This window comes from Nonomuraea sp. NPDC049028, assembly GCF_043197735.1.
In the GTDB taxonomy this organism is placed as follows: Bacteria; Actinomycetota; Actinomycetes; order Streptosporangiales; family Streptosporangiaceae; genus Nonomuraea.
In genome coordinates this window covers 352241-378844 of record NZ_JBICTR010000015.1, presented here as the reverse complement: position 1 = coordinate 378844, position 26604 = coordinate 352241, and the positions used below count along the sequence as shown (strand labels likewise).

Below are 26604 nucleotides of genomic sequence, written 5' to 3'. Positions count from 1 at the left end.
CCCCGGGCCGGTGGTTCGCGTCACGCGGTCGTTGGTGTTTCGCACAACGGGAGCGGTGGCCTTCGTCGGATGTGCCGAAGATGCCGTGACCCGGCCGGACCTACCGTACGGTCATGCCACGCCTCGTCCTCGACGACCTCTACCGCATCGCGGTCCCATCCGACCCGAGGCTGCGCCCCGATGGCGGCGCCGTCGCCTACACGCTCACCACCGCCGACCGCGACTCCGACCAGAACCAGGCCGAGATCTGGCTCGCCGCCCCCGGATCAGAGCCGCGCCGGCTCGCCTCCGGGAGCGCGGCGCGCTGGTCGCCCGACGGCCGGCAGCTCGCCTTCCTGCGTCCGGTCGACGGGCGCGCGCAGATCCACCTGCTGCCGATGGACGGCGGCGAGCCGCGCCCGCTCACCTCGGCGCCGCTCGGTGCCGGTGCGCCCGTGTGGTCACCGGACGGCAGCCGGATCGCCTACAGCGGACCGTACGGAGACCTCGACCCCCACGCGCCGGTCGTGGCCGACATCCTCGAGTACAAGGCCGACGGCACCGGGCTGCTGCGCGGCCTGACCACGCAGCTGTTCGTGGTGGAGGTGGCGACGGGCGACACCGTTCAGGTGACCGAAGGCGGGTTCCACGCGGGCGAGCCGTCGTGGTCGCCGGACGGGCGGCGGCTGGCCTTCGCGGCGAGCATGGCGCCCGACCGTGACCTGGTGGTGGAGAGCGCGGTGTACGAGGTGGACGCCACCGGGCCGACGCCGGGCAAACCGGAGCGCCTCACCGGGCCGGACGTCATCTGCACCGGCGCCTGGTGGCTCGCCGCCCCCGACGGCGACGGCACTCCCGACCCCGGCTCCGACCGCGACGGCGACGGCCAGGGCCAGGGCGCCCGGCTGGTGGTGGCCGGGTTGCGCGAGGCCATCGGCCACACCCGCCTGTACACGCTCGGCCCTGACACCCTCGACGAGGTGGAGACCGGGCTCGACCGTAACGTCATGACCGGCGCCCCCGGTTATCCCGGCGCCGTCCCCGCGCTGCTGGGCGACGACCTGCTGTTCTGCGCCCGCGACCAAGGCCGCACGCACCTGTACCGCCTGCCGGGCGAGCCGCTGGTCGGGGAAACCGGGAAGGCAGAGGAGACAGGTGAGGCCGGGAAGGCCGTGAAGATCGTCGGCAACGACTTCACGGTGTCCGGCGTGTCCGTAGCCGCGGACCGGGTCGCCTGGGTCGCCTCCTCCCCGCTCAGCGCCGGCGACGTCTATCTCGACGGCGAGCCCCTCACCCACCACGCCCTCCCGGACGTCGACCTCTTCATCCCGCGCCCCCGTACCTTCACCGCCCCCGACGGCACCACCATCGAGGGCTTCGTACTGCGCGACGAGACCCGTACCACCCCCGGCCCGCTGCTGCTCGACGTGCACGGCGGCCCGCACAACGCGTGGTCGCCCGCCTTCGACGGCGCCCACCTCTACCACCAGCGGCTCGCCGCCGACGGCTGGACCATCCTGCTGGTCAACCCGCGCGCCAGCGACGGGTACGGCGAGGACTTCTTCACCGCCACCATCGGCGCCTGGGGGCTGGCCGACGAGCAGGACTTCCTCGCGGCCGTGGACGACCTGGTGGCGGAGGGCGTCGCCGATCCTGATCGGCTGGCCGTCGCCGGTTACAGCTACGGTGGCTACATGGCGTGCTGGCTGTCGACCAGGACCGGCAGGTTCAAGGCGGCCATCCCCGGCGGCTGCGTCAGCGACCTCGCCAGCATGGCGGGCACGTCCGACCTCGGATCCCTCATCAAGGCGTACGAATGCCGGGGCGACCTCCAGGCCCAGTCACCGATCGCCCAGGTGGCCCGCGTCACCACCCCCACCCTGCTCCTGCACGGCGACAGCGACGACCGCTGTCCGGTCGGCCAGGCCGAGCAGTGGTTCGCCGCGCTGCGCGAGCAGGGGGTGCCGGTCCGGCTGGTCCGCTATCCGGACGCCTCGCACCTGTTCATTCTCAACGGGCGCCCCTCACACCGGTACGACTTCAACGAGAGGATCATCACGTGGCTGGAGCAATGGGTCACCGGCTCGCCGAGCTGATCGCCGAGCACGAGGTTCCGGGGGCCGCGCTGGCCTACCTGCACCGGGGTGAGGTGCACGAGTTCGCGGCGGGGACGCTCAACAAGGACACCGGTGTCGAGGCGACACCCGACTCGCTGTTCCAGATCGGCTCCGTCACCAAGGTGTGGACCGCGACCCTGCTCATGCGGCAGATCGAGCGCGGCCGGCTGACGCTCGACACGCCGGTGGCCGAGGTGCTGCCCGAATTCAGGGTGGCGGATCCGGAGGTCTCCAAGACCGTCACGGTCAGGCACCTGCTCTCCCACACCAGCGGCATCGACGGCGACCTCTTCCTCGACACCGGGCGCGGCGACGACTGCGTGGAGAAATACGTCGCGGCCTGCGCCGACCTGGCCCAGAACCACCCGCTCGGCGCCACCCAGTCCTACTGCAACTCCGGCTTCACCATCGCCGGCCGGATCCTGGAGAAGCTCGAGGGCAAGCGCTGGGACGACGTGCTGCGCGAGCAGATCGTCGAACCGCTCGGCCTCACCCACACCTGGACCCTTCCGGAGGACGTGCTGCGCTTCCGCGCCGCCATGGGCCACGTCGACGGCGCGACCGCCCCCGTCTGGGGCCTCATGCGCTCGGCCGGGCCCGCCGGGCTCATCTGCGCCCGGCCCGCCGACGTGGTCGCGTTCGCCCGCGCCCACCTCGAAGGCGGCCTTCTGGACGACCCGCGCGCCATGTGGGAGCCGCAGGTCGACATCCCCAACCCGTACGCGCTGGGCAGGCAGTGGGGCATCGGCTGGATCCTCGACGAATGGGACGGTCACCAGGTCATCTCCCACGGCGGCAACACCATCGGCCAGCACGCCATGCTCTGGGCCGTACCGGACACCGGCACGATCGTGTGCGTCACCGCCAACGGCGGGCACAGCGGCGCGTTCACGCACGCCGTGGCCACCGACCTGTTCGCCGAGCTGGACGGCCTGTCCGTGCCGCCCAGGCTCGGGCCGCCAGAGACGCCCGTCCAGGTCGACGTCGACGGCTACGTGGGCGTCTACGAGCGGGCCGGGTTCCGCGCCACGCTGAGCGTCCGCGACGGCGAGCTGTGGATCCTCGGCGAGGCCACCGGCGCTCTGGCCGCGCTCCAGCCGCCGATGGAGATGAAGCTCGTCCCCGTGGACGAGGTCACCTTCGTCTGCCGCCGGGAGGAGGACCCGGACTGGATGTCCGCCGTGTTCTACCGGCTCGAGGACGGCTCGCCGTACATCCACCTGGGAGCGCGCGCCACTCCGAAGATCAGCTGAACATGCCGGACCACGGTGAGCGGGCGGACGGCCGCCCGCTCACTCGCTCCGGACCGAACAACGGCTCCGGACCGAACAACGGCTTCGGGCCGGACTACGGTGAGTGGATGACCGACCGCCCGCGCGCCAGCCTAGGACGGATCCTGAACGACCTCGGCAGCACCGTGATCGACGTGGCCGCCTCGCCGGGCGACCTCGACGCCGAGGTGACCGGGGTGCACATCTTCGATCCGCTCGACGAGCTGATCGTCCCGCCGGGCGGCATCCTGCTGGCGGTCGGCGTGCAGGGCACGGCGGAGATCTGCTCGTTGCTCACGCGGGCCCCGGCGGCGGCCGGCGTGGTGGTCAAGCTGCCCGTGGACGCTGACGAGCAGGTGCGCGCGACCGTGCTGGAGACCGGGGTGGCCGTGCTCGGACTCACCAGGGCCGCCTCCTGGGCCCAGGTCGCCGCCCTGCTGCGCTCCCTGCTGGCGGAGGGCGACCTGGCCGGGCCGGGGGAGGAGCCGCAGGGCGACCTGTTCTCGCTGGCCAACGCGGTCTGCGCGCTGCTCGACGCGCCTGTCACGATCGAGGACAGGTCCGCGCGGGTGCTGGCCTACTCCGAACGGCAGGACGAGGCCGACCAGGGCCGGATCGCCACCGTGCTCGGCCGCCAGGTGCCCGAGCGCTACCAGCGGATGCTCGATGAGAACGGCTTCTTCAAGCTGCTCTACCAGAGCCACGAGCCCGTCTACTTCGAGCTCGACGGCGACGACATCAACCGGGCGGCCGTCGCCGTGCGGACGGGTGACGAGATCCTCGGCTCCATCTGGGCCGCCGTCCGCGAGCCGCTCACGCCCCAGCGGCAGCGCGCGCTCGCCGACGCGGCCAAGATCGTCGCCCTGCAGCTGCTGCGCGAGCGGGCCGGCGCCGACACCCAGCGGCGGCTCCGCAGCGACCTGCTGTCCACCGTGCTCGCGGGCGGCGCCGACGCGCCCGAGGCCGCCGCGCGGCTCGGCATCGCCACCGCCCGGCTGTGCGTGCTCGCCGCGCAGCTCGCGCACCCCGCCGACGACGACCCGGCGCGCGCCGAGAGCGACCGGCAGCGCTTCGCCGACGCGCTCGCGCTGCACGTCGGCGCCATCCACCCCAAGGCGGCCGCCGCGCTCGTCGGCTCGGTGACCTACGCCGTGCTGCCGCTGCAGGCGGGCGGTGAGGAGGAGGCGCGGGCCGTACGCGTCGCGGAGAGCTTCCTGGCCAGGGTGGGGCCGCGGCACTCGGCCAGCGTCGGCGTCGGCCGCCTGGCCGCCAGCCTCGCCCACGTCGCCAGGTCCCGCGCGGACGCCGACCGGGCGCTGCGCGTGCTGCTCGCCCGCGGCGCGACCGGCCAGGTCGCCGGCTACACCGCCGTGCACTTCGAGTCGCTGCTGCTCCAGGTCGCCGACGTGGCGGCGGCGGAGGACCAGGCGCCGACCGGCCCCTACCAGCGGCTGCTCGACCACGACGCCGAGCACGGCAGCGACCTGGTCGCCACGCTGCGGGCCTACCTGGACGCGTTCGGCGACGTCAACGCCGCCTCGGCCAGGGTCCACGTACACGCCAACACCTTCCGGTACCGGCTCAAGCGGCTCACCGAGATCAGCGGGCTGGACCTGTCCGACGCCGACGCCCGGCTCACCGTCATGCTCCAGATGCGCATCTTCGGGTGATAGCACCACGCCCGCCGCGCTTTTCGTTACAGCGCACGAAGAACGATCTACGGTCAGCGACCAGGGTGGTGCCTCAGATCCCACTCCCCAGGAGCGCCCCACATGAGAAAACCAGCCGCGCTCGTCGCGCTGGCCCTGCTCGCCGCGGCCTGCGGCGGCACTGCGGGCACAGAAACAAGCACCGGCTCGGGGACGGGCGCGCCGGTCACCGGCGGCACGTTCTCCTTCGCCCTCAGCGCCGACCCCGGCGTGCTCGACCCCGCCATGGGCGTGCTGTCGGTCACCAACCAGGTGCTCGCGTTCGCGTACGACACCCTCGTCGGCGTCGGCGCCGACGGCCGGATCGTCCCGGCACTCGCCGAGAAGTGGCAGGTCAAGCCCGACTCGGTGACCTTCACCCTGCGCAAGGACGCGACCTGTTCCGACGGCGCCAAGCTCACCCCCTCCGACGTGGCCGAGAACGTCAACCACATCGCCGACCCCGCCACCAAGTCGCCCATCTACGGCGTTCTCGTGCCCACCGGGATGAAGGCCAAGGCGGACGACGCGGCGGGCACCGTGACCCTGTCCACGCCCGAGCCCTTCAGCTTCATCCTGGAGAGTGCCGAGCAGATGTTCATCGTGTGCGGCAAGGGCGTCAAGGACCGTTCGCTGCTCGCCCACGCCACCTCCGGCTCCGGCCCCTACCGGCTCACCGAGTCGGTCTCGGGCGACCACTACACCTTCAAGGTCCGCAGGGAGTACGTCTGGGGTCCCGGCGGGGCCACGGCCAAGGACCTGCCCGAGACGGTCACGCTGAAGGTCGTGCCCAACGAGCAGACCGCCGCCAACCTGCTCGTCGCCGGCACGCTCAACGGCGCCACCTTCTACGGCCCCGACCGCGCCCGCGTGGCGGCCGCCCCGGGAGTCGTCAAGAGCGAACTGCCCTACGGGAACGGCCAGTTCTTCTACCATCAGGGCGATGACCGGCCCGCCCACGACCCGGCCGTACGCAAGGCGCTCACCCAGGCCGTCAACCTCAAGGAGCTGTCCGGGATCGCCGCCAGCGGCACCGGCCGGCCCGCCACCGGGCTCGTCCTCGACCCGCGGCCCTGCCAGGGCGACACGGTCACCGGGCACGTGCCCGCCAACGACCCGGCCGCGGCCGCCGCCGCCCTGGACGCGGCGGGGTGGCGAGCCGGCGCCGACGGCGTCAGGGTCAAGGACGGCAAGCGGCTGACGCTGCGCTTCGTCTATCCCACCACCAGGGGATCCGGGGTGCAGGCGGCGGCCGAGTACCTGGGCGCCGCCTGGAAGAAGGCCGGCGTCGAGGTGAAGCTGAACGGCATCATCGACGCCAAGCTGGCGGAGTCGCTCAACGTCACCCAGGACTGGGACGCCATCTGGCTGCCGATCGCCGTCACCCTGCCGAGCCAGCTCGTCGGCTTCCTGTCGGGACCGGCCGCGCCCAAGGGCGCCAACTTCGCCCACCTGAGCAACTCCCGCTACACCTCGCTCGTCACGCAGGCCTCGGGAAAGCCGGCGGCCGAAGGCTGCGAGCTGTGGCTGGAGGCCGAGTCGGCGCTGTTCGAGAACGCCGACCTGGTCCCGGTCGTGGAGAACACCATCCTGGCCGCCGGCAAGGGCGGCACGTTCCGCATCATGGCCGGGGACCTCGTGCCGACCTCGATCCGCCTCACGCAAGGAGGCTGAGTGCGCGGGCTCCACAAGGCCGGACCCGGCTCGCCGAGCCGGGTGCGGTCGCGCGGGTCGCGGTGGGTGGTGCGGCAGATCGTCCGGTTCGTCGTCTCGCTCGCCGCGCTGCTCGTCGCGTCCTTCGCGATGATCCATCTCATTCCGGGTGATCCGGTACGGGCGTCGCTCGGGCCGGCCGCGCCGATCGAGCTCGTCCGGGCGCGTACGGCGGCGCTAGGGCTCGACCGGTCGATCCCCGAGCAGTTCCTCACGTACACGGGCCACGTGTTGTCCGGAAATTTCGGGACCTCGTTCCTGTCGGGCGAGCCGGTCGTCGAGATCGTCGCCGCCCGGCTCCCCAACACGCTGGCCCTGGCCCTGCTGGCGACCGTGGTGGCGCTGCTGGTGGCGGTGCCGCTCGGCATGTGGGCGGCCGTCCGCACCGAGAACGGCCGCAACCGCGGCACCGATTACGCCTTCACCACCGTGACGGGCACCGCCGTCGCCGTGCCCGAGTTCCTGTACTCGATCGCGCTGGTGACCGTCTTCGCCATCGGCCTCGGCGCGTTCCCGCCCGCTGGAAAGGCGGGCGCCGTCTCGTACGTGCTGCCCGTCCTCGCCCTGGCGATCGGCCCGATCGCGATGATCGCCCGCATCTCCCGTGCGGAGACGCTGCGCGAGCTGGGCACCGACTATGTACGGCTGGCGCGCGCCAAACGCCTGCCCGCCGCCCGCCTCTACCTCAGGCACGTGCTGCCCAACACGCTCACCGCCACCCTCACCCTGGGCGGCCTGCTGCTCTCGGCGCTGATCGCGGGCAGCGTGCTGGTCGAGTACGTCTTCGCCTGGCCGGGGCTCGGCCTGAAGATCGTCGAGTCGATCACGCAGAAGGACTATCCGGTCGCCCAGGGCGTCATCCTCGTCTACGGCGCGATCGTGCTCGTCGTGAACCTCGCCGTCGACCTGGCCCTGGCCGCGCTCGACCCCACCTCCAAGATCAGGGAGGCGTGAGTGAAGCCTCGCCCGCCGCGCACACGAGTGAAGGCCGTGCGACCAGGGAGTCCCGCGTGAAGCCCCGCCTGCCGCGCACGCCCGCGGCGGTCGCCGGAGCCGTGCTCGTCGCGGCCATGATCGTGCTGGCCGTCGTCGGGCCGCCCATCTGGGGCGCGAGCGCCGAACGCATCGACGCGGCGGCCATCCTCCAAGGCGCCTCCGCCGCCCACCCGCTCGGCACCGACAGCCTGGGCCGCGACCTGCTCGCCAGGGTGCTCGTGGCCGGCCGGTTCTCCCTGGCGCTGGCGCTGGCCGCCACGCTCATCGGCGGTCTGGCCGGGATCGTGCTCGGCGCCCTCCCGTCCGTGCTGCCGGGCCGGCCCGCCCGGCTGATCACCGGATTGGTCAACGCCCTGGTCGCCTTCCCCGGACTGCTGCTGGCCATGTTCACCGCGGTCGTCTCCGGGCTGGGCGCCCGCGGCGCGGTCCTGGGCATCGGGGTGGCCATCGCGCCCGGATTCGCCCGGCTCACCCAGACGCTGGCCGCGACCGTCGCCGGGTCCGACTACGTGTCGGCCGCCCGCATGCTCGGCGTGTCCCGCCGCCGGATCCTGACCGGGCACGTGCTGCCCAACATCGCCGAGCCGCTCATCCTGCAGCTCACCCAGGCGCTCGGCGGCGCCCTGCTCGGCCTGGCCGGGATGTCGTTCCTCGGCCTGGGCGTGCAGCCGCCGTCGTTCGACTGGGGCCGGCTGCTGTTCGACGGGTTCGCCCGCATCTACGTCACGCCCGAGGTCGCGCTCGGCCCGGCGGCGGCCATCGCGCTCGCCGGTATCGGGTTCAACCTGCTGGGCGACGCCATGGCCAAGGCCGCCGCCCGTACCGCCGCGGCTGGGAAGGCGTCGGACGCGGCCGCACAGGCCGATCCCGGCGAGCCGGACCCCGGCGCGGTGCTGGAGGTCAGGGACCTGACCGTTGCGTTCCCCGGCGGTGTGACGCCCGTGCGCGGGCTGTCGCTGACCATCGCCCCCGGCGAGATCGTCGGCCTGGTGGGAGAGTCGGGCAGCGGCAAGAGCCTGACCGCCGCCGCGATCGGCGGGCTCGTCCCCTACCCGGGCAGGGTCGCCTATGGGCGGCTGCTGCTCGGCGGCCGGGACCTCGCCACGCTGTCGGGCAAGGAGCTCGGCACGACGCTGGCCATGGTGTTCCAGGACCCGATGGCCTCGCTCAACCCGGCGCTGCGGGTGGGCGGGCAGCTCGCCGAGGTGGCGAGGGTGCACCAGGGCGCCGGGCGGGCCGAGGCGAACCGGCGGGCCGTGGACCGGCTCGGCCACGTCCACCTGCCCGACCCCGCCGCGCGCGCCCGGCAGCACCCGCACGAGTTGTCCGGCGGCATGCGGCAGCGCGCGGTGATCGCGATGGGCTTGATGGCCACGCCGCGCTTGATCATCGCCGACGAGCCGACCACGGCGCTCGACGTGACCGTGCAACGGCAGATCCTGCGGCTGCTGCGCGAGGTCACCGAGGAGAGCGGCGCCGCCGCGCTGTTCATCACGCACGACATCGCCGTGGTGGGCGAGCTGTGCGACCGGGTCATGGTCATGTACGCGGGCCGGGTCGTCGAGGAGTTGCCCGCCCACCGGCTGGCCGCCGAAGCCGCGCACCCGTACACGCGGGCGCTCATCGCCTCCCTGCCCGACATGGCCACCGACCGGGACAAACCGCTCGCGAGCATCCCCGGCCGCCAGCCCGCCCCATCGGACGTGGGCGATGGCTGCGCCTTCGCGGACCGGTGCGCCCTGGCGACCGCCCGCTGCTCCGCCGAACGTCCTCCGCTCATCCCGTACGGCGAGGCGGGCCGCGTGGCCTGCTGGGAGGTCAAATGATCATCGAAGACCTGACCGTGCGCTTCGGCGCGTTCACCGCGGTCGACCGGGTCACACTGGAGATCCCCCCTGGCCGGATCGTCGGGCTCGTCGGCGAGTCGGGGTCGGGCAAGTCGTCGCTGGCCAGGGCGGTGAGCGGGTTGGTGCCGTACACGGGCCGGATCGACGGGGCGCGCAACGTCCAGATGGTCTTCCAGGACCCGTACGCCTCCCTGGACCCGCGCATGACGGTCGGCGAGTCGGTGGGGGAGGGGGTAAGGCGTGACCGGGCGGGGCGGCGGGCCGAGGTGGAGCGGTTGCTGGGGCTCGTCTCGCTGCCCGCCGACCTGGCCGGGCGCTACCCGCGTGAGCTGTCCGGCGGCCAGCGGCAGCGGGTCGCCGTCGCCCGGGCGCTCGGCGCCGCGCCCGACCTGCTGGTCGCCGACGAGATCACCAGCGCGCTCGACGTGTCCGTCCAGGGCGCGGTGCTCAACCTGGTGCGCTCGCTCCGCGACGAGCTGGGCCTGTCGATGCTGTTCATCTCGCACAACCTGGCGGTCGTCCGGTACGTCTCCGACGTCGTCGCGGTCATGCACCAGGGCCGCGTCGTCGAGTCCGGGCCCACGGAACGGGTGGTCGGCGAGCCCGCCCACGACTACACGCGCGCCCTCCTGGAGGCGGTGCCCCGACTCACCTGAAGGCTCGACCGAGGGCTGACCGGAGGGCTCAGAGAGTGATCCACTCGGTGGCGGTGGTGACCTCGTCGAGCACGGCCGGAATGGGCGCGACGCCCAGCCCCGGCCCGGTCGGCACCGCCAGGTGGCCGTCGCTCAGCTCGAACGGCTCGGTGATGTCGGTGGCGAAGTAGCGGCGCGAGGCCGAGGTGTCGCCCGGCAGCGTGAACCCGGGCAGCGCGGCCAGCGCCACGTTCGCGGCCCGGCCGAGCCCGGTCTCCAGCATGCCGCCGCACCACACCGCGATCCCGTTCGCCCGGCACAGGTCGTGGATGCGGCGGGCCTCCAGGTAGCCGCCGATCCGGCCGGGTTTGACGTTGACGATCGAGCACGAGCCCAGCGCGATGGCGGCGGCGGCGTGCTCGACCGACTCGATCGACTCGTCCAGGCAGATCGGCGTCCGCAGCTGCTTGGCCAGCTTGGCGTGCTGGACGAAGTCGTCGTTGGCCAGGGGCTGCTCGATGAGCAGCAGGCCGAAGTCGTCCAGTTTGGCCAGCTGGCGGGCGTCGACGAGGGTGTAGGCGGCGTTCGCGTCGACCTGGAGGAGAACGTCGTCGCCGAACCGCTCGCGCACCGCCCTGACCGGCTCCACGTCCCAGCCGGGCTCGATCTTCAGCTTGATCCGCACGTACCCCTCGTCGAGGTAGCCCTCGACAGCGTCGAGCAGCTGCGGGATCGAGTCCATGATGCCGACGGAGACCCCGCACGGCACCCGGTCACGGGCCGCGCCGAGGAACCGGCCGAACGACTCGCCCGCCGCCCTGAGCTGGGCGTCCAGCACGGCCGTCTCCAGGGCGGCCTTGGCCATCCGGTGCCCCTTGATCGGCTCCAGTGCCCGGCCGACGGCGTTCGCGTCGAGGGTGCGGGGCAGGGCGGGCAGCAGGAAGCGCCGGATCACCTCGGCCGCGCCGTCGACGTACTCGGGGGAGTAGAGCGGCTCCGACATGGCCACGCACTCGCCCCAGCCCTCGGCGTCGGGCGTCACGACCCGCACCAGCAGCACGTCGCGGGCCGTCTCGGTGCCGAACGAGGTGCGGAACGGCGCCACCAGCGGCATCGCGATCCGCCGCAGCTCAACTCCGGTGATCTTCACGCTTTCTCCACTACGTAAAAGGACTTCTGATGGAACCCGGTGATGACGCGGCCTTCGGCGATCAGGCCGCCCAGGACGTCCCGCATGGCATGCCGCCATGCCTTGGCCGTTCCCGGGTCGGCCCGGCGCAACCCCTCGATGTCCGGAGGCGCGGCCACCAGCACCACCGCGGCGTCCGTGCGGCCCGGCACCGGCCGGCCCCCGTCGTCGGCCAGGCCCACCACCGCGTCGCCCGGCACGTGGACCGGCCACGGCTCGCGCCTGGCCAGGGCCTCGACATGCGGCGCGGACAGCTCCCAGACGGCCAGCATCCGGTCGGACTCGTCGCCCTGGTTGATCTCGTCGTCCATGATGCCGTAGAAGCCGGGCAGGTATTCGCGCGGCCGGGCGCCCAGCTTGGCCAGGTTGAAATGGGCGTTGCGGCGTACCAGCGGATCGTAGGTCCAGGTGACCCGGCCCAGCTCGCGCTCCAGCGCCCACCGGCGCTGGTGCAGCTTGATCTCGAACCCGATGCCGCGTCCGGCGGAGGCGCCGGTGATGTGGGAGTGCAGCGCGTTGCCCGCCGCGAGGAACCCGACGGACCCGCCGGCCATCCGGTCGCCGTCGAAGGCGCCCGCGACGTACCCGCCCGCGTGCGACAGCGCCCGCATCAGCTCGACCGTGATCGGCTGCCCGCCCTGGTCGAACCGCCAGATGCCGTCGAACAGCGCGAACAGTTCCTCGAACTCCGCGATCTCGTGTAGTTCCCTGACCGCGATCAACCTGCCGGCCCTCCGAGTAGTCGATGTCACCCGCGACCGTACGCCACAGTGAGGGCGGCCGATTCGTGCCGGTTCACCAAGACGGGAGGGTTCTTCGTCGCCGCGCCCTACGGCATGGCTCGGCAGCGCGAGTGCTCCGGTGGAGTTCGCGCTGCCGACGGCTTGAGGACAGCGGGGGTCAGCCGCGCAACCGATCGGTCGCGCGGGTCAGCCGCGGAACTGACCGGTCACGCGCAGATCGCGGGACGACGCGCCCACCGCGGCGGTGAAGACGCCATGGGATGCGACCCAGCGTTTCGCGGCCGGGCTCCAGCTGGACAGCGCGGCGCTGTCGAGCGGGAAGGTGACCACGGTGCTCTGCCCCGGCCGCAACCACACCTTCTGGAAGCCCTTGAGCTGCTGGGGAGGTTCGCCCGCCGCGCTGGGGAAGCCGAGGTAGAGCTGGGCGGTCTCGGCTCCGGCGCGGGCTCCGGTGTTGGTGACCCGGACGCGTACGGCGTGGCTGTCGGCCCGCAGATTGTCGTACGCGAAGCTGGTGTAGGACAGGCCATGGCCGAAGGGGAACAACGGGCGCCGGCGCCGGGCGTCGTACCAGCGGTAGCCGACGTTCAGGCCCTCGTCGTAGCGGACCGTGGTGCCGTCGCCGGGGAAGCCGTACGCGACGTCCGGGCCCTGCCGGTCGTCGGCGGGGAAGGTCACCGGCAGCTTCCCGGACGGGTTGACGTCGCCGAACAGCACGGCCGCGACCGCGTTGCCGTACTCCTGACCTGGGTACCACGCCTGGAGCACCCCGGCCACCCGGTTCAGCCACGGCATCAGCGACGGCGCGCCGGTGTTGAGCACGACCACGGTTCGCGGGTTGGCCGCGGCGACGGCCTCGATGAGCTGATCCTGGTCGCCGGGCAGGGCGAGGGAGTCGCGGTCGGCGCCCTCGCTGATGGCGTCGTTGACGAAGACGAGCGCGACGTCGGAGCGCCGGGCGGCGGCGACGGCCTCGGCCGGCAGCGCCGGGTCGGGCGCGGCCCAGCCGAGTTGCAGGGCGGCGCCGAAGAGGGAGCCCGCGGTGGAGTACTCGAGCTTGATCGAGACGGTCCGTCCGGCTGTCAGGTCGGCCAGCCCGTGGGCGATGCCGCCGAACTCGGTGTGGTTCGCGGCGACGAGCTTGCCGTCGATGTAGAGCCGGGCCTGCCCCGAGCCGTTGAGGGAGAAGCGGTAGCCGCCGGTCTTGGGCGGGGTCAGCGTGCCGGTCCACCGAGCCGACCAGGTGCCGGTGACGCCGCTGGGCGCCGTGGAGAAGCTCACCGAGGGCTCGACCCGGGTGAGCACGGGGTCGCCGGTGAAGTCGGGAGTGGGGTAGTAGGTGGCGGTCAGTCCCGGCCCGTCGCCCGACGCGGGCCGCAGCAGGTCGCCGGAGAGCACGGGCAGGGCGCCGGTGCCGAGCGTGCCGCGGGCCTGGTTCAGGGTGACGCCGCCGCCGGCCCGCGCGGTCAGACCGGCCAGCGGGCTCACGGTGGTGGACGGCTGCAGCGCGGCCGAACCGCCGCCGTAGAAGGTCGCGTGGTCGCCGGCCGCGTCGCCGATCACCGCCAGCGACCTCGCCTTGTTCAGAGGGAGTACGCCGCGCTCGTTCTTGAGCAGCACCATGCCCTGCTCGGCCAGTCCCCGGGCCAGCTCCCGATGCGCGGGCGTGGACACCTCGTCGCGTGGCGTGTAGTCACGGTCGAACAGGCCCGTCCGGTACATCGCGCTGAGAATGCGGCGGATCTTGTCGTCGATGGCCGCGACCGTGACCTGACCGGCCGCCACCGCCTGCTTCAGCGCGTCGCCGAAGTACGTCGATCCCGGCATCTCCACGTCCAGCCCGGCGTCGGCCGAGGCGACCGTGCTGTGGGTGGCGCCCCAGTCCGACACCACGAACCCGGTGAACGCCATCGCGTCCTTGAGCGCGCCGCGCAGCAGGTCGCCGTTCTCGCAGGCGTAGGTGCCGTTGACCTTGGGGTACGCGCACATGACGGACCTGGCCCCGCCGTCCCGCACGGCCGCGCGGAAGCCCGGATAGTAGATCTCGTTGAGCGCCCGCTCGGAGACCCGGACGTCGACCTTGCCACGGTCGGTCTCCTGGTTGTTGGCCGCGAAGTGCTTGGGCATCGCTATGACGCCCTGGCTCTGGACCCCTTTCACCTCCTCGGTGGCCATCCGCGCGGTGAGGTAGGGGTCCTCGCTGAAGGTCTCGAAGGTACGGCCCCAGCGCGGCGAGCGCACGATGTTGATCGTCGGCGCCAGGGCGACGTTGTGCCCCTTGCCGGCCTGCTCGGCGCCGACCGCCTCGCCGTAGCGCCGCATGAGCGCGGTGTCCCAGGTGGCCGAGCCGTTGATGGCGGCGGGGAAGGCGGTGATGCCCGTGCTCCCGTTGGCGACCCCGTTGGGGCCGTCGGCCAGGTAGATCGCGGGAATGCCCAGCCGGGTGTTGCCGGGGATCCGCCCGGCGTACCCCTTACCGAACTCGAAGCCGACGCCGTGCAGCATGGCGATCTTCTCGTCGAGGGTCATGCGGGCCAGCATGCGTTCGGCACGCTGCTCGGGCCCGTACGAGGCGCTCAGGGGCGAGGGATCGCTGGCACCGGCCGCCGGTGGCGACTGGGCGACACCTGCCAGCGTGAGGAGGGCGGCGGCCGCCAGGGCGGTCGCTCTATGGAGTCGTCGGGGCATGTGCCAGGTCCTCTCTCAGGGGATGGCCAGGGTCCGCGGACCGTGACCTGAGCTGGGACGCGTCAATGAGGATCTTCGATATATGTTGCGCCCGACAACATATGGCCAGGCTGAATATGCGACAAGGACCACTTCCATCGTCCGGAAGACGTTCGCTGAGGTCTCCCGCCAAAGCGGAGACAAAGTCATTTATCTTCCGTTCAGCGGTTAGAGCGCTTCCCGGGCCGTAGATCGCCGCATATGTTTCAGCAGCTCGGCATTCATCGATGGATGTGCTCCAAGGAGCAGCCCCACCACCGGCTCCGCTCAGAGCCGCGTCCCTTCCTGCCTCGTGTCCTGTCCTCCTGTCGTGTCCTCGTGTCGTGTCCTCGTGTCGTCCTCGTGGCGGCGGGGCCATGCCCGCCGTCTTCGTTCCGGAGAGGTAAGACCATGAGATTCCCCCTCAATCCAGCCGGCGGGCGACCGCTGGGCCGCGCCCCGTGGTGGGCGGCGTGCGTCGCGGTGATCGTCGCCCTGGCGACCGCGCTCGCAGGTGGCGCGGTCGCCGCCCGGGCCGCCGCCACTGCCCAGGTCGCCGCCGCCGAGCTGCTGTCCCAGGGCAAACCGGCGACCGCGTCATCCACCGAGAACGCCACCACGCCGGCCTCGGCGGCAGTGGACGGCAATGCCGCCACCCGCTGGGCCAGCGCCTTCAGCGACCCCCAATGGCTGCGGGTCGACCTCGGCGCCACCGCCACCATCACCCAGGTCGTGCTGAACTGGGAGGCCGCCTACGGCCGGGCCTTCCAGATCCAGACCTCCGCCGACGGTTCGGCCTGGACCACCGTCTACACGACCACCAGCGGCACCGGCGGGCTGCAATCTCTCACCGTGGCCGGAAGCGGCCGGTACGTACGGCTGCTCGGGACGGCGCGGGGGACCGCCTATGGCTACTCCCTGTGGGAGTTCCAGGTCTACGGCACGTCGGGCGGCACCACGCCGCCACCGGGCGGCACCATCCCCGACCCCACGATCCAGTCGCTGGAGGCGACCAACGGACCGTTGGCCACCGCGACGTACACGGTTCCGAACCCCAGCGGCTACAAGGCCGGCACCGTCACGTACCCGACGGCCAGTGGCTCGTATCCGGGCATCGTCCTGATGCCGGGCTACCAGGGCACACAGGCGAACCTGAGCTGGCTCGGCCCGCGTCTGGCGTCCTGGGGCTTCGTGGTCATCAACGTCGACACCAACACCCTGAGCGACACCCCCGACCAGCGTGGCACGGAGATCAGGGCGGCCGGCACCCAGTTGCTCAACCTCGGCAACGCCACGGGCAACCCCCTCTCGGGCAAGCTGAACGGCACCCTCGGCGTGTCCGGCCACTCCATGGGCGGAGGCGGCACGATGGTGGCGCTGCGCGACGACAGCCGGTTCACGGCGGGCGTACCCCTCGCCCCCTACCACCAGAGCCCCAACTTCGCCGCCGTCAACAAGCCGACCTTCTTCCTGACCTGCGCGAGCGACGTCGCCGCACCCGGCAACACCTACGCCAAGCCCTGGTACAACAGCATGACCCAGGCCGAGAAGCTGTACATCGAGGTTCCCGGCGACCACCTCTGCCCGATGACCGGCAACGGCAACAAGGCCAAGCAGGGCAAATGGATCGTGTCGTTCTTCAGCCGCTGGCTGCGCAGCGACGCGCGCTTCACACCGTTCCTGTGCGGCACCCCGCGTGACGCCGACCGGACCAACACCTCACTGGTGACCCAGTGGATGGACACCTGCCCCTTCTGACCGGCTGGCTTCGAGCCGGGCGTGGATATCTGTCCGCCCGGCGCGCCTCGACAGCCGGGCATGGCGACATTGGCCGCCATGCCCGGCTGTCAGGCTCTTTGCCCAGTGGTGTGGAGGTAACCCACGGTGGCGGCGAGCAGGAACACGCCCCAGGCCAGGAAGACCGGATAGGTCCCCGCGAATCCCCAGCTCCCGTCGAGGACCATGGCACCGCCGTCGGGCGCGCACGTGCGGGTGATGCCGAACGCCAGGCATTTGGTCATCATCGCCCCGTACTGGCCGACGAGCAGACCCACCACCGCCGCCGGAACGACCGCCAGGCCACGCGGTACCCGGCGCCGCCCCGCGAACGGCACCCATCCCGGGACGACTTGGCCCCATCGGCCGATCAGACCCAGGGTGAGCAGGGCCCCGGCGGCCGGTCCGGCGACGAGCAAGCCCCAGAACACCGCCGAGCCGCCCAGCCCTGTCAGGAGGGAGCGGGAGTCCGCCGCCACACCAAACGGTACGCCCAGCCCCCACAGCAGGTGCGGAACCGAGAAGCCCAGCACCGGCACGCCGGCCGCCACCCAGGTCACCACCTTGGCCCAGAGCGCGGGACGGATCGTCCCATCGGCCCGGCGCTCGCGTGTGCGTGGGGCGGTACGCATGCCGTAGCGGGTGGTGGTCAGCGCGAGCAGCAACCCCAGCGCGGCCAGCAGTATCTGCCAGACGAGCGCGGGATCGCCGAGCTTGCCGAACGCCAGCCGCATGACCAGGTTTCCCGGCGCCACCAGCGTGAGCGCGGCCGCGCCTGCCCAGCCTGCGCCCAGCAGCGCCGGGCGCGTACGTGATCTCATGGCCGCCGACGGTAGTGCCCACCATCCGCTGGCGATCTCCCTCTCCTGGGCGAAAAACCTCCCCCGTGCGGGGGAATTCAAGCCGGGAAGCGTCAGCGGCTGGCGCGTCGTACTGACCCGCGGGCGTGACGGGCGTGTTTCTAGATTGTTATCAAAGGCAACAAATTAGCCCGGAAATAGGGCTAGACCCGTCTCGCCTCCCGGGATTACGTTGCCGCAAACAACATTCAACGAAATGGTGAGGCCGGGACCCGGCGTACTCGAAGCGCGATCGACGGTCGGAGGCGCTGCCCATGACCATGACCACAGCAACGATGGCAAGCCCGTCCAGGCAACCGGATCCCGCACGGTCGGTGGCCAGCCGGGTCCTCAGTGTTCTGGACGCGTTCTCCGGCGAACGCCGCCGGCTGACCCTGTCCGACATCAGCCGGCGGACCAGGATGCCGCTGACGACGGCGCACCGCCTGGTCGGCGAGCTGGTCACATGGGGCGCGCTCGAACGCGACCGTAACGGCCGCTACCAGATCGGCCTGCACCTGTGGGAGGTCGCGGCACTGGCACCTCGCGGCCTGGGGCTGCGCGAGGTGGCCATGCCCTACCTCGAGGACCTCTTCGTGGCGACCCGTCAGCACGTCCAGCTCGCCGTCCTCGACGGGCTGGACGTCGTGTACATCGAGCGGATCTCCAGCCACGACGCCGTCGGCGTGCACAGCCGGGTCGGCGGACGATGGCCCGCGCACGCCACCGGCGTCGGGCTGGTGCTGCTCGCGTACGCGCCCCGGGCGTTCCAGGAGTGCTACCTGGGCAGGCCGCTGGCGGCCTTCACCAGCAAGACCATCGTGGACCCGGACGCCCTGCGGCGCGTACTGGCCGAGGTGCGGCGCACCGGCTTCGCCGTCAGCGACCGGCAGGTCACCCTCGACGCGGTGTCGGTGGCCGCGCCCGTGAGCGACGCGGCCGACGAGGTGGTGGCCGCGCTCTCCGTCGTCGTACGCGCCGACGATCCACTGCCGGGCTTGCCCATGCCCGGCGTCGTACCCCCGGTCCTGGCGGCCGCGCGCGGTATCAGCCTGCAACTCCTCCGGCATCCCGGAACACCGTAGCGGCGTCGGCTGCCCGCCGGACCCGGCTCCTCTAGTGGCTCTTGGTCACGGTGCCGGTCTTGGCGTCGATCTTGAGCCCCTGCCAGGCGCCGTCCGGGCTGAGGACATCGACATCCCAGACGAGAAGGTCGTTGTTGTACTTGTCCAGACTCATGTGGGTGATCTTGCCGTGCGACACCGAGGAGGACACCTTCTCCAGCGCGTCCTTGAAGGTCACCTTGGCGTCCTTGATCAGCCCCATGACCCTGGCCTTCTCATATTTGCCGGTGTCCTTGGACCTGGCTTCCGAGACCACCTTTCCCGACGCGTCCACTTCCAGCAGTCGCTCGGTGCCGTCGGGGCCGGCCAGTTGGACCTCCCAGATCTTGCCGTCGTTCTCTGACTGGACCGAGAGGACATGGGAGCCCTCGGCGGAGTTCGTGGCCGCGGTGGCCGCCTTCTCGAGGCTCGCCATGTCTCCGGGTTCCTGCTGGGGACCGCCCGGCGTCGACATGGGCAGGGGGATGACGCCCCGCGCGGGCTCCGCCTTGATGGTGCCGGACTGGGTGAGGGCGCCTGCGCAGGCCCCGGCCGCGAGCAAGGCCGAGCCGGCGAAGATGGTGCCTATGACGGTCTTTGACCGGTTTCTCCCATTCATGCTGAAGACGCTGCCCGGAACTCCATAAAGGCACGCCCAGGCACTGGGCAACACGCTCCAGCGCTAGATCACTTCCCGGAGCACGTCGTCGACCGAGGTGGCACTCACGCCGAGGATCTTCTCGGTTTCGGAGTAGTCGATGACGAACGGGTGGCCGGGCTTGGTGAGCACTTCGTGCATTTCCCCCCAGAGCGGGTCGGTGTACGCGAGCAGGGTCCGGTCGCGTTCGGTCATCTCCTCCATCCGTGGTTCCGGCGCCCCCGCGAGTTCGGCGAGTCGCCCGGCCAGCTCTCGTACCGACAGCGTTGAGGTGGGCGCGTGCCACGCCCTGCCGTACGCCTGATCGTCGCGGCTCGCGGCGACCAGCGTGCGCGCGGCGTCGCCGATCGCCGTGTAGCTGTGCGACACGTCGAGCTCCTGCGGCACCAGGACGAGCCTGCCCTCCAGTACGTGCCGCTGCACCATCAAACTGAACACCGAGAAGGCTCCGGCGCCGTAGAACTGGGCGGCCCGCACCTCGGTCACCTTCACCCCTGAGGAGGCGGCCTCCTCCCATACCCGCGCCCTGGCCCGCCCTTTGGGCCCGGCGGCGGCCAGCGGGAAGTCCGGGGTGATCGGCCCGTCCACCGGGCCGTAGGCGTAGAGATTGCCGAGCATGACGTAGGCGGTCCCGGTCCGCTTCACCGCGGTGAGCAGCGACGCCGACAGGATCGGGAACAGCTCGGGCCAGGTGTGGTACGGCGGCGCGGCGGTGGTGAACAGCGTGTCCGCCCCCTCGGCCAGCTCGGTGAGCCGATCGGTGTCGGTCGCGTCCGCGGCGACCTTGTCGACGAGCGGGTGCTCGGGCCCGCCGCCGGTGCGGCTGATCATCCGTACCCGCTCGCCGTCCTCGGCCAGCAGCAGAGCGGTCTTCGACGCGGTAGCCCCACGACCCACGATCACATGAAATGTCATGACCACAACGGTGCCGCCCCGCGGCCTCCTGGCATAGTGGCCGGAATGCCAACTATCCGGAGGATCTGGCCATGCACCGCGTCGCCGCAGTCGTCGTGCCCCCCGTGCTGAGCTTCGACATCTCGATCCCCTTCATGGTCTTCAACAGCGTCCCGCACTATGACGTGCGCGTCTGTACGGCCCGGCCCGGCCCGCTGCCGACCGTCGGGGGTCCCGACGTCGTGGTGGCGGACGGTCTGGACGCGCTGGACGGCGCGGACACGGTACTCGCCGTCGGCAGCGGCGGCGAGCAGGCGCCCCCGGAGGTTCTCGACGCCTTGAGGAGAGCCGCGGCCGGCGGCGCCCGGATCGCCTCGCTGTGTACGGGCGCGTTCGTGCTGGCCCAGGCCGGCCTGCTGGATGGGCGCCGCGCCACCACCCACTGGGGGCTGGCCGACGACCTCGCCACCCGCTTCCCGTCGATCGAGGTGCGGCCCGACGTCCTCTTCGTCGAGGACGGCGGCATCTTCACCTCGGCGGGCGCCGCGGCCGCCATCGACCTGTGCCTGCATCTGGTCAGGCTCGACTATGGCGCGGCGGTGGCCAACGCGGCCGCGCGACTCGCGGTCGTCTCTCCCGTACGGCCCGGCGGCCAGTCCCAGTTCATCGAGACACCACTGCCTCCCGAGCGCGGCACCTCACTCGCTCCCACCCGGGCCTGGGCGCTCGAGCACCTCGATCGCCCACTCACCCTGGCCGACCTGGCCGGACACGCCAAGATCAGCGTGCGTACCCTGACCAGGCGCTTCCACGCGGAGACCGGGCTGAGCCCACTCCAGTGGCTGCTGCACCGGCGCGTCGACCGGGCCAGGGAGCTTCTGGAGACCACCGAACTGCCCATGGATCAGGTGGCCGGGAAGAGCGGTCTGGGCAGCGCGGACTCCCTCCGCAAGCACCTGTCGAACCGGGCCGGGCTCACTCCCACGGCCTATCGCGCGAGCTTCACCCGAAGAGGGTGAAACCGCACCAAACGGCCGGATGGTCGAAGCGGGGGTCGGAGCGGAGTACGGTGCGGGCCGTGGCGAAGGCGCCTCCGGGTGGGACTCCTCGGCTCAGCTCGGCGAGGTAGCGGGAGGTGAGCAGGGCACCTGCTTCCAGGGTCACCGGCCACAGGGAGGCGACGACCGCCTCGACGCCGGAGGCCAGCAGCGAGACGGCCAAGCCTTCGACCTCCATGTGGGAGAGGTCCTGGTCGATGTGGGCCGACCAGCAGCCCAGCAGGACGACCGTGCGTGGCTGCGTGGTGAAATCGTGCAGCGCGTGGGTGAGGCCGCGGCCGCGGCGGCCGTGACCCAGGAGCACGAGGGCGTCGGCCGAGCTCACCCGGTGGAGATCCGCCTGGAGGCGGACCCCGACGTCGGCTTCGTCCGATGGCTGCTCCGAGTAGATCAGCTCGGCCAGGTCGCCGCCCGCCTCCAGCAGTTGCGCGTTCGCGCGCTCCGACCGGTCGTCCTGAACGGCGACGACGATCGTCAGAGCCGGCCGCACTCCAAGGTCAGCATCGCGGTGTAGAGCGCGCACAGCCGCCTCTGGTCGGGCCGGCAGGAACGCTCCACCAGCAGCGTCCGCTCCAATGCCTCCTCGTACCGTCCGTCCTCGTACGCGGCGACGGCCTCTTCAAGCCCGTCGGGCGGGTCGATGACGTTGGTGTCGGTCCAGGCGAAGGGCTGCCACTCTCCTCCGCCGAGGGTGCGCATGACCTGGCGTACCCCGCGGTTCTCAGGAGCGGCAGGAGATTCTTCGGCCGGCTCCCCGGCGAGCTGTTCGAGCAGGTACGTCAGCCCGCCGAGGGGCGCGGCCCACCCGATCGCGGCCTCGTCGAAGCGCTCGGTCTCCTCAGGGGTCAGAGACATCTCCCTGTCCAGCAGGACGCCGATGGCCCGCTCCGCCCCGATGAGTTCGCCGATCTCGTCGATCTCGACCGTGATGACCTGCCTGGCCTCGGCGAGCGCGGTGTGGAACCACTCACGCGCGGACGGCGGCAGTCTCTTCACCTTCGACCCGGGCGACAACGTCTCGTCGTCCGGGTCGAGCGCACCGTCGAGCACCTCACGGACGCTCCGCGCCTCGTCCCCGCGCCAGAGCTCGGCACGTCCGAGCAGCTCGGCGGAGCGTTCGTAGTCGCTGATGAAGAAGATCGGGGAGGTTCGGATGTCCCGGCAGATCGCCTCGACCATGGCCTGTCCGAAGATGCCCATCCGGGCCTCGCGCAGCCGGATCCCCTCAAGCGCGAGGGCGAACCACTCGTCGTCGAGTTCACGGAAGTCGTTCAGCTCACGGAAGTTGCGTACGGACAGAGAGTTGCCGCGGAGCGCGCCCACGTCGAACCCGCCCCGCTCCTCCAGCAGCGCGAAGATCTCCGCCCGGACCGCCGACTCCTCGCGGGAGGCGGTGAAGGTGTCGTAGAGGAGAATGCTCCGGTCATCGTCGGCCCACAGCACCGGGGCGCTGAGGTCGCCGAGGTCGCCGCAGACGGCGCACTCCACCAGGTTCAGGCGGCCCTCGTCGAGCAGTTCGAGCAGTTCGGGGGCGCTGTCCGGGGCCAGCACCATCCAGTAGACGGCCTCGGGCAGGAGCTCTCCACAGCGTGGGCAGACCAGCTCCCCGAAGGCTCCCGGCGCGTAGGGGATGGCCACCGTCGTCAGACCTGGGTGCCCGAGGCGAGGTAGACGGCCAGGGTCGTCTTCTTCTGTTCCTCGTCGAAGCCGGGATCCTGGAGGACCGTGAGGAGCCAGGCGAGCCGCGTCTTCCTCTCCTCCGGCGTGAGCAACGCGTCCAGATTGATGTCCAGCCGGACCTTGTTGCCCAGCGCCTTCAGGTCGTTGTCGTCGATCAGCCGCTGCGCCCGCTGCGCCCGGTTGGCCTTGATCTCCTCATTGATCCTCTTGAAGACGAACTGCCGTCCCGACTCATAGAAGGTGTCCAGCCCGATGGGGATCTCGGCGTTCTGGTAGGACACGGTGGCGAACTTCAACCGAACGAAGGCCAGGTAGGTCACCCCGATGCCGGCGGCGAACAGCCAGGAGTTCCAGCCCTGGAAAGCCGCCAGCGCGCGCAGCCCGAAGAACACCGCCACGGCCGTCACACTGTTGACGACGATGAACCCCCACCACCATACGGATCGGTAGACCCGGTAGCCCGACACGTCGCCGACGATGAACGTCTGGTCCATGTCGAAGAGCGTCACCCCGCCGGCGATGGCCGCCGACAGCACGGAGAACCACGCGGAATGCTCCATCGTCTGCCGTCCTACTGGTCGGGTACGTCGTCGCCGGCGCCCAGCGCGTCGTCCAGCGCGCTGTTGAGCTCGTCCTCCGAGGTGCCGCTCGCCGCTTCCTCAGCCTCGTCGTCAAGGAGGAAGACGCCGGTCACCCGGTCGCGGGGGCTGTCTGGGGTGGCGTTCAAGCTGGTCTTGACCCCGTAATCGGTCAGCGTGTACCGTCCCGGACCGCTCTCGACGACCAGGCCGCGGCGCTGCAACGCGGGGAGCGCGTTGCGCACGTCCTCGGGCGACAGTCCTGAGTAGGCCACCAGCGCTTCGACCGAGCTGTCGCCATGGTCCCGCAGGGCCGGCAACAGCAACGACTCCACCGGCCGGACAAAGAATGGCATGGACACCTCCTGCCGTCGATTATGGCGACGCGTCTGGCGAAAATCGCTACTTCTCCAGCATGATCAGTATGTTCAGGAGTAGAGCGGCGTGCGTGGAGAGCGTCTCGCCGGCTTGGGCCGCATGGGCCTCCACCCGTGCGTGGGGACGCACCCCTGACTACGCTGTCGGCACGTGGACCCGATCTTCCAGCTTCCGTCCGATTCCCCGCTGGCCGCGGCTGTCTCCGAGGACTGGGGTCTGCTCCCGCTGCGCGTCCCAGCCGGTTGGAACGTCATCTACAACGCCCTGGAGGCCCGACGCCTGCCGGATGGAAGGGTCGAGGCCAACGACTCCGAGGACCTGTATTGGGCCCGTACCGCACCACCGCCGTGGCTGACCGCGCAGGAGGTGGCCGAGAAGGGTGGCCTGCGGGCTCGGGAGATCAACATAGACGCCGGCTGGTACGGCGGTTACGGCTTCCGCGTCGTCGTCCTCGACCCCGACTGGGACCATGAGCGGGCCTCGTACACCACTTCCGACCTCGGTGAGTTCGTCGCCACCCTGGAGGGATGGATGCGGATGATCACCCAGCGAGGGGAACTCCCCAAGCCCGGCCCTTGAAACCTCCCAGGTTGCCTAGCTGCACATGTGAACGCCTCACACCGAGCGGGGGCCAGGGGTCGCGGGCACAGAGGAGGCCGCTCATCGTCCGGGGATCTCTCTTCGCAGCTGTTGACGTGCCTGCCCTCCGTCGCGGGCTTGGCGCGGATCACGCCGTGGTTTGTGCTGTTCCTGGTGGCGAATCTGGTCTGGCAGGCGATGTGGCAGGCCACGGGATGGCCCCGCCCGGCTGGGGCCAACGCATCGCCTTCGTCGGCTACTTCGTCTGGATCGCACTTACCGGCGTGATGCTATGGCGCGGGTCAAGCCCGGCCAATGGCCGGCCGGTGCGCGGCGCAGGTCCTCCGTCTTCCCCTCACAACGGTGTCATCGGTCCGTGATCCACGTACGGATCAGGCCGCCTGGGGAAAGCGGCACTGATCGGCCTCGGCCTGGTCGCGGTGGTCTCCGCCATCGCCCTGCGGGTCACCGAGCACCGCCGAACGCGGCGAAAAGCGGCCAAGAGCCGTTGAACGCAGAAGCCCCGCTCGCACGGCTGAGGTTCCTGATCTTAGGGTGCCGCCGAGGAACCCCCTGCAGCCCCGGCGCGGCGGGTCGGTGAAAGCCGGATGCGGTGCGCGAGCGGCAGGCTGGCCCAGCAACCTGCTGTGCTGCAAAAGGGGCGTACCTTCATGTCTGCTTTCGTGATCGCCGTGGTGGCGATCTTCTTCCTCGGGATGGGCGTCTACGGACTTGTCGCGCCCGCCGCGCTGATCAGGCCGTTCCGGATCGTGGCCGACTCGGCCGAGGCGCGGACCGAGATCCGCGCTGTGTACGGCGGTTTCGGCGTGGCAGTCGGGGGCCTGTTGCTGGCAGCGGCGGCCGACGCGGGCGGGATGCGGACGGGCATGGCCGTTACCGTCGCGGTGTCTCTGCTGGGCATGGCCGTCGGCCGGCTGGTGGCGCGGCTGGTCGAGCGGCCGTCGGCGTTCTATCCCTCCTGGCTGTACTTCTGGGTGGAGGCCGTTGGCGGTGGCGCGCTGCTGGCCGCCGTCACCTGGTGAGCCGTCCCGTCACACGACGGGATCCAGGCACCGGATCGTGACAGGCCCGGAGAGCAGCGCGCTTGGGGGAAGGCCGAACATCGCGTGAAACGCGGTGCTGAAGTGGGACGGACTGGCGAAGTAGCCGTCGGCCGCGGCACGGGTGAGGTTCTCGCCCGCGGCCAGCGCACGGCCGGCCCGGTGCATCTGCGCCCACAGCCGGAACCTCCGGTACGAGGTGCCCGTACGTTCCCGGAACAGCCGCAGGAAGCGTGACTCCGACAGCCCGAGCTCGGCGGCCAGCAGCGCGGCGGGCAAGGGCTCGTCCGCGCCGATCAGACGGCGCATGGCGGCGGCGATCCGGGGGTCGGTCAACGATGCCGCCTCATGGCCGGTGACCTCGTCCGCCCAGACGGCGATCTGCCGGTCCGGGCTGCGCGCGCGGATGGTCGCCGCCCGGACCAGAAGGCCGGCCTCGGCTTCGTGCGCGGTCATGACGCCGTGCTCACCGGCGGTGAACCTGGCCCAGCATGCCCGGTCCTCGGCCGACCCGGGGTCGAGGTAGAGGAAGACCATGCGGTCGCCGCCCGCCGTGAGCTGGTGCCTGACCCGCGGCGGGATGAGAGCGGTCCGCGCCCGCAGCTCGCCGCCGGGTGCGCTCCGTACGGTGAAGGGTGCGTCCACGCCGACGGCCACGCACGCCACCGAGCCGGAGTGCGGGCCCAGCCGCAGGGACGGCCCGGCGTACAAAGCGCGGCCCGGCCACAGCCACACCGCCGCTTCCCCGCCCGTGGCTTCCCGCGCCTGGGGTGAGGCCATACCGCGACGGGTCTGTGAAAGCGCTGACATCGACGTCTCCCGCAGGCTTACCGAGTCGGAACGTTCCTTGGGACGATGAGGATACGGTGCGCTCGTTCACCCGTGGCCGCCGTCTTCATTCGCTACGCGAGGCGACCTGCGCCGAGACGATCGACGATTCCGTTTTCCGTTTTGAGATGATCGGACGCCTTGTCGAATAGGTCGGAATTCCTTAAAAATGCTGGGCGGAATTGGCGCAATGGAAGCTTCCCTCGCCGGGTTTCCCAAAGTACCAAACGTGGATGCAAGGCGGGCCCCTCAACACAACAGATGCTAATATTTCGATAGCTGGACAAT

Annotated in this window: 23 protein-coding genes; 12 read left to right on the top strand and 11 right to left on the bottom strand. The window is 71.2% G+C overall.

Translation table 11 applies throughout. The features are described 5' to 3' along the window. The first annotated feature begins 113 nt into the window (after nucleotides 1-113). From ACGFJ2_RS49260 to ACGFJ2_RS49230, 7 genes are all read left to right on the top strand, one after another. Nucleotides 114-2075, top strand: a complete 1962-nt coding sequence (locus ACGFJ2_RS49260) for a S9 family peptidase (RefSeq protein WP_393480452.1) — start codon at nucleotides 114-116, stop codon at nucleotides 2073-2075. After that, nucleotides 2039-3349: a serine hydrolase domain-containing protein gene (locus ACGFJ2_RS49255; RefSeq protein WP_357957114.1), complete on the top strand. Its 1311-nt coding sequence runs from the start codon at nucleotides 2039-2041 to the stop codon at nucleotides 3347-3349. Before ACGFJ2_RS49260 ends, ACGFJ2_RS49255 begins: the two co-directional genes overlap by 37 nt. Before the next feature lie 2 nt (nucleotides 3350-3351). After that, nucleotides 3352-5037, top strand: a complete 1686-nt coding sequence (locus ACGFJ2_RS49250; protein ID WP_393480448.1) for a PucR family transcriptional regulator — start codon at nucleotides 3352-3354, stop codon at nucleotides 5035-5037. A 102-nt stretch (nucleotides 5038-5139) separates the two neighbouring features. Next, entirely contained in the window at nucleotides 5140-6729 is a 1590-nt protein-coding gene (locus tag ACGFJ2_RS49245; RefSeq protein WP_393480445.1) for an ABC transporter substrate-binding protein, read from the top strand. Continuing rightward, a complete protein-coding gene (locus ACGFJ2_RS49240) occupies nucleotides 6730-7722 on the top strand; it encodes an ABC transporter permease (RefSeq protein ID WP_393480442.1) in 993 nt (330 codons plus the stop codon). Nucleotides 7723-7778: 56 nt separating this feature from the next. Then, nucleotides 7779-9590 (top strand): dipeptide/oligopeptide/nickel ABC transporter permease/ATP-binding protein, encoded by a 1812-nt coding sequence (locus ACGFJ2_RS49235; RefSeq protein ID WP_393480439.1) that lies wholly within the window; start codon nucleotides 7779-7781, stop codon nucleotides 9588-9590. Next, nucleotides 9587-10267, top strand: a complete 681-nt coding sequence (locus tag ACGFJ2_RS49230) for an ATP-binding cassette domain-containing protein (RefSeq protein ID WP_358182379.1) — start codon at nucleotides 9587-9589, stop codon at nucleotides 10265-10267. The genes ACGFJ2_RS49235 and ACGFJ2_RS49230 overlap by 4 nt, the downstream gene beginning before the upstream one ends. A gap of 28 nt (nucleotides 10268-10295) precedes the next feature. Here ACGFJ2_RS49230 and menC read toward each other — a convergent pair whose 3' ends face one another. The 3 genes from menC to ACGFJ2_RS49215 form a co-directional block, all read right to left on the bottom strand. Further along, nucleotides 10296-11396, bottom strand: coding sequence for an o-succinylbenzoate synthase (gene menC / locus ACGFJ2_RS49225; RefSeq protein ID WP_357953395.1), 1101 nt, complete (start codon nucleotides 11394-11396; stop codon nucleotides 10296-10298). After that, nucleotides 11393-12187: a GNAT family N-acetyltransferase gene (locus ACGFJ2_RS49220; RefSeq protein WP_393480435.1), complete on the bottom strand. Its 795-nt coding sequence runs from the start codon at nucleotides 12185-12187 to the stop codon at nucleotides 11393-11395. The genes menC and ACGFJ2_RS49220 overlap by 4 nt, the downstream gene beginning before the upstream one ends. A 177-nt stretch (nucleotides 12188-12364) precedes the next feature. Then, a complete protein-coding gene (locus tag ACGFJ2_RS49215; RefSeq protein ID WP_393480433.1) occupies nucleotides 12365-14866 on the bottom strand; it encodes a beta-glucosidase in 2502 nt (833 codons plus the stop codon). 429 nt (nucleotides 14867-15295) lie between these two features. Here ACGFJ2_RS49215 and ACGFJ2_RS49210 point away from each other — a divergent pair, with 429 nt between their 5' ends. Beyond that, nucleotides 15296-16642 carry a discoidin domain-containing protein gene (locus ACGFJ2_RS49210; protein ID WP_393480430.1) on the top strand — a complete coding sequence of 449 codons (1347 nt, stop codon included), beginning with the start codon at nucleotides 15296-15298 and terminating at the stop codon, nucleotides 16640-16642. Nucleotides 16643-16731: 89 nt separating this feature from the next. Here the strand turns inward: ACGFJ2_RS49210 and ACGFJ2_RS49205 are convergent, their stop codons facing one another. Then, a complete protein-coding gene (locus ACGFJ2_RS49205; protein WP_393480428.1) occupies nucleotides 16732-17481 on the bottom strand; it encodes a hypothetical protein in 750 nt (249 codons plus the stop codon). Between the two features lie 293 nt (nucleotides 17482-17774). Here ACGFJ2_RS49205 and ACGFJ2_RS49200 point away from each other — a divergent pair, with 293 nt between their 5' ends. Then, nucleotides 17775-18584 (top strand): IclR family transcriptional regulator, encoded by an 810-nt coding sequence (locus ACGFJ2_RS49200; protein WP_393480425.1) that lies wholly within the window; start codon nucleotides 17775-17777, stop codon nucleotides 18582-18584. Between the two features lie 31 nt (nucleotides 18585-18615). On the opposite strand, the gene ACGFJ2_RS49195 is transcribed toward ACGFJ2_RS49200, so the two are convergent. Further along, entirely contained in the window at nucleotides 18616-19221 is a 606-nt protein-coding gene (locus tag ACGFJ2_RS49195; RefSeq protein WP_393480423.1) for a PepSY domain-containing protein, read from the bottom strand. A 63-nt stretch (nucleotides 19222-19284) separates the two neighbouring features. Beyond that, nucleotides 19285-20175, bottom strand: a complete 891-nt coding sequence (locus ACGFJ2_RS49190; RefSeq protein WP_393480420.1) for an NAD-dependent epimerase/dehydratase family protein — start codon at nucleotides 20173-20175, stop codon at nucleotides 19285-19287. A 71-nt stretch (nucleotides 20176-20246) separates the two neighbouring features. Between ACGFJ2_RS49190 and ACGFJ2_RS49185 the strand changes: the two genes are divergently transcribed. Then, nucleotides 20247-21173 (top strand): helix-turn-helix domain-containing protein, encoded by a 927-nt coding sequence (locus ACGFJ2_RS49185; protein ID WP_358182391.1) that lies wholly within the window; start codon nucleotides 20247-20249, stop codon nucleotides 21171-21173. Here ACGFJ2_RS49185 and ACGFJ2_RS49180 read toward each other — a convergent pair. Genes ACGFJ2_RS49180 through ACGFJ2_RS49165 form a run of 4 tightly spaced genes read right to left on the bottom strand, consistent with a single transcriptional unit; the run spans nucleotide 21157 to nucleotide 23826 of the window. Beyond that, the gene (locus ACGFJ2_RS49180; RefSeq protein ID WP_393480418.1) at nucleotides 21157-21702 is read right to left on the bottom strand and encodes a CHAT domain-containing protein; all 546 of its coding nucleotides are present in this window, start codon (nucleotides 21700-21702) and stop codon (nucleotides 21157-21159) included. The genes ACGFJ2_RS49185 and ACGFJ2_RS49180 overlap by 17 nt on opposite strands. After that, nucleotides 21687-22850 carry a CpXC domain-containing protein gene (locus ACGFJ2_RS49175; protein ID WP_393480415.1) on the bottom strand — a complete coding sequence of 388 codons (1164 nt, stop codon included), beginning with the start codon at nucleotides 22848-22850 and terminating at the stop codon, nucleotides 21687-21689. The genes ACGFJ2_RS49180 and ACGFJ2_RS49175 overlap by 16 nt, the downstream gene beginning before the upstream one ends. Nucleotides 22851-22855: 5 nt before the next feature. Then, complete coding sequence (locus ACGFJ2_RS49170) at nucleotides 22856-23452, bottom strand: hypothetical protein (RefSeq protein ID WP_393480412.1); 597 nt, start codon at nucleotides 23450-23452, stop codon at nucleotides 22856-22858. Between the two features lie 11 nt (nucleotides 23453-23463). Beyond that, nucleotides 23464-23826 (bottom strand): hypothetical protein, encoded by a 363-nt coding sequence (locus ACGFJ2_RS49165; RefSeq protein WP_393480409.1) that lies wholly within the window; start codon nucleotides 23824-23826, stop codon nucleotides 23464-23466. A 172-nt stretch (nucleotides 23827-23998) separates the two neighbouring features. Between ACGFJ2_RS49165 and ACGFJ2_RS49160 the strand changes: the two genes are divergently transcribed. Together ACGFJ2_RS49160 and ACGFJ2_RS49155 are read left to right on the top strand one after the other, a co-directional pair. Next, nucleotides 23999-24427 carry a hypothetical protein gene (locus ACGFJ2_RS49160; RefSeq protein WP_357953373.1) on the top strand — a complete coding sequence of 143 codons (429 nt, stop codon included), beginning with the start codon at nucleotides 23999-24001 and terminating at the stop codon, nucleotides 24425-24427. Nucleotides 24428-25098: 671 nt separating this feature from the next. After that, the gene (locus ACGFJ2_RS49155) at nucleotides 25099-25470 is read left to right on the top strand and encodes a DUF4345 family protein (RefSeq protein ID WP_357953371.1); all 372 of its coding nucleotides are present in this window, start codon (nucleotides 25099-25101) and stop codon (nucleotides 25468-25470) included. A gap of 9 nt (nucleotides 25471-25479) precedes the next feature. Here the strand turns inward: ACGFJ2_RS49155 and ACGFJ2_RS49150 are convergent, their stop codons facing one another. Further along, complete coding sequence (locus ACGFJ2_RS49150; protein ID WP_393480406.1) at nucleotides 25480-26298, bottom strand: helix-turn-helix domain-containing protein; 819 nt, start codon at nucleotides 26296-26298, stop codon at nucleotides 25480-25482. Nucleotides 26299-26604: the final 306 nt, after the last annotated feature.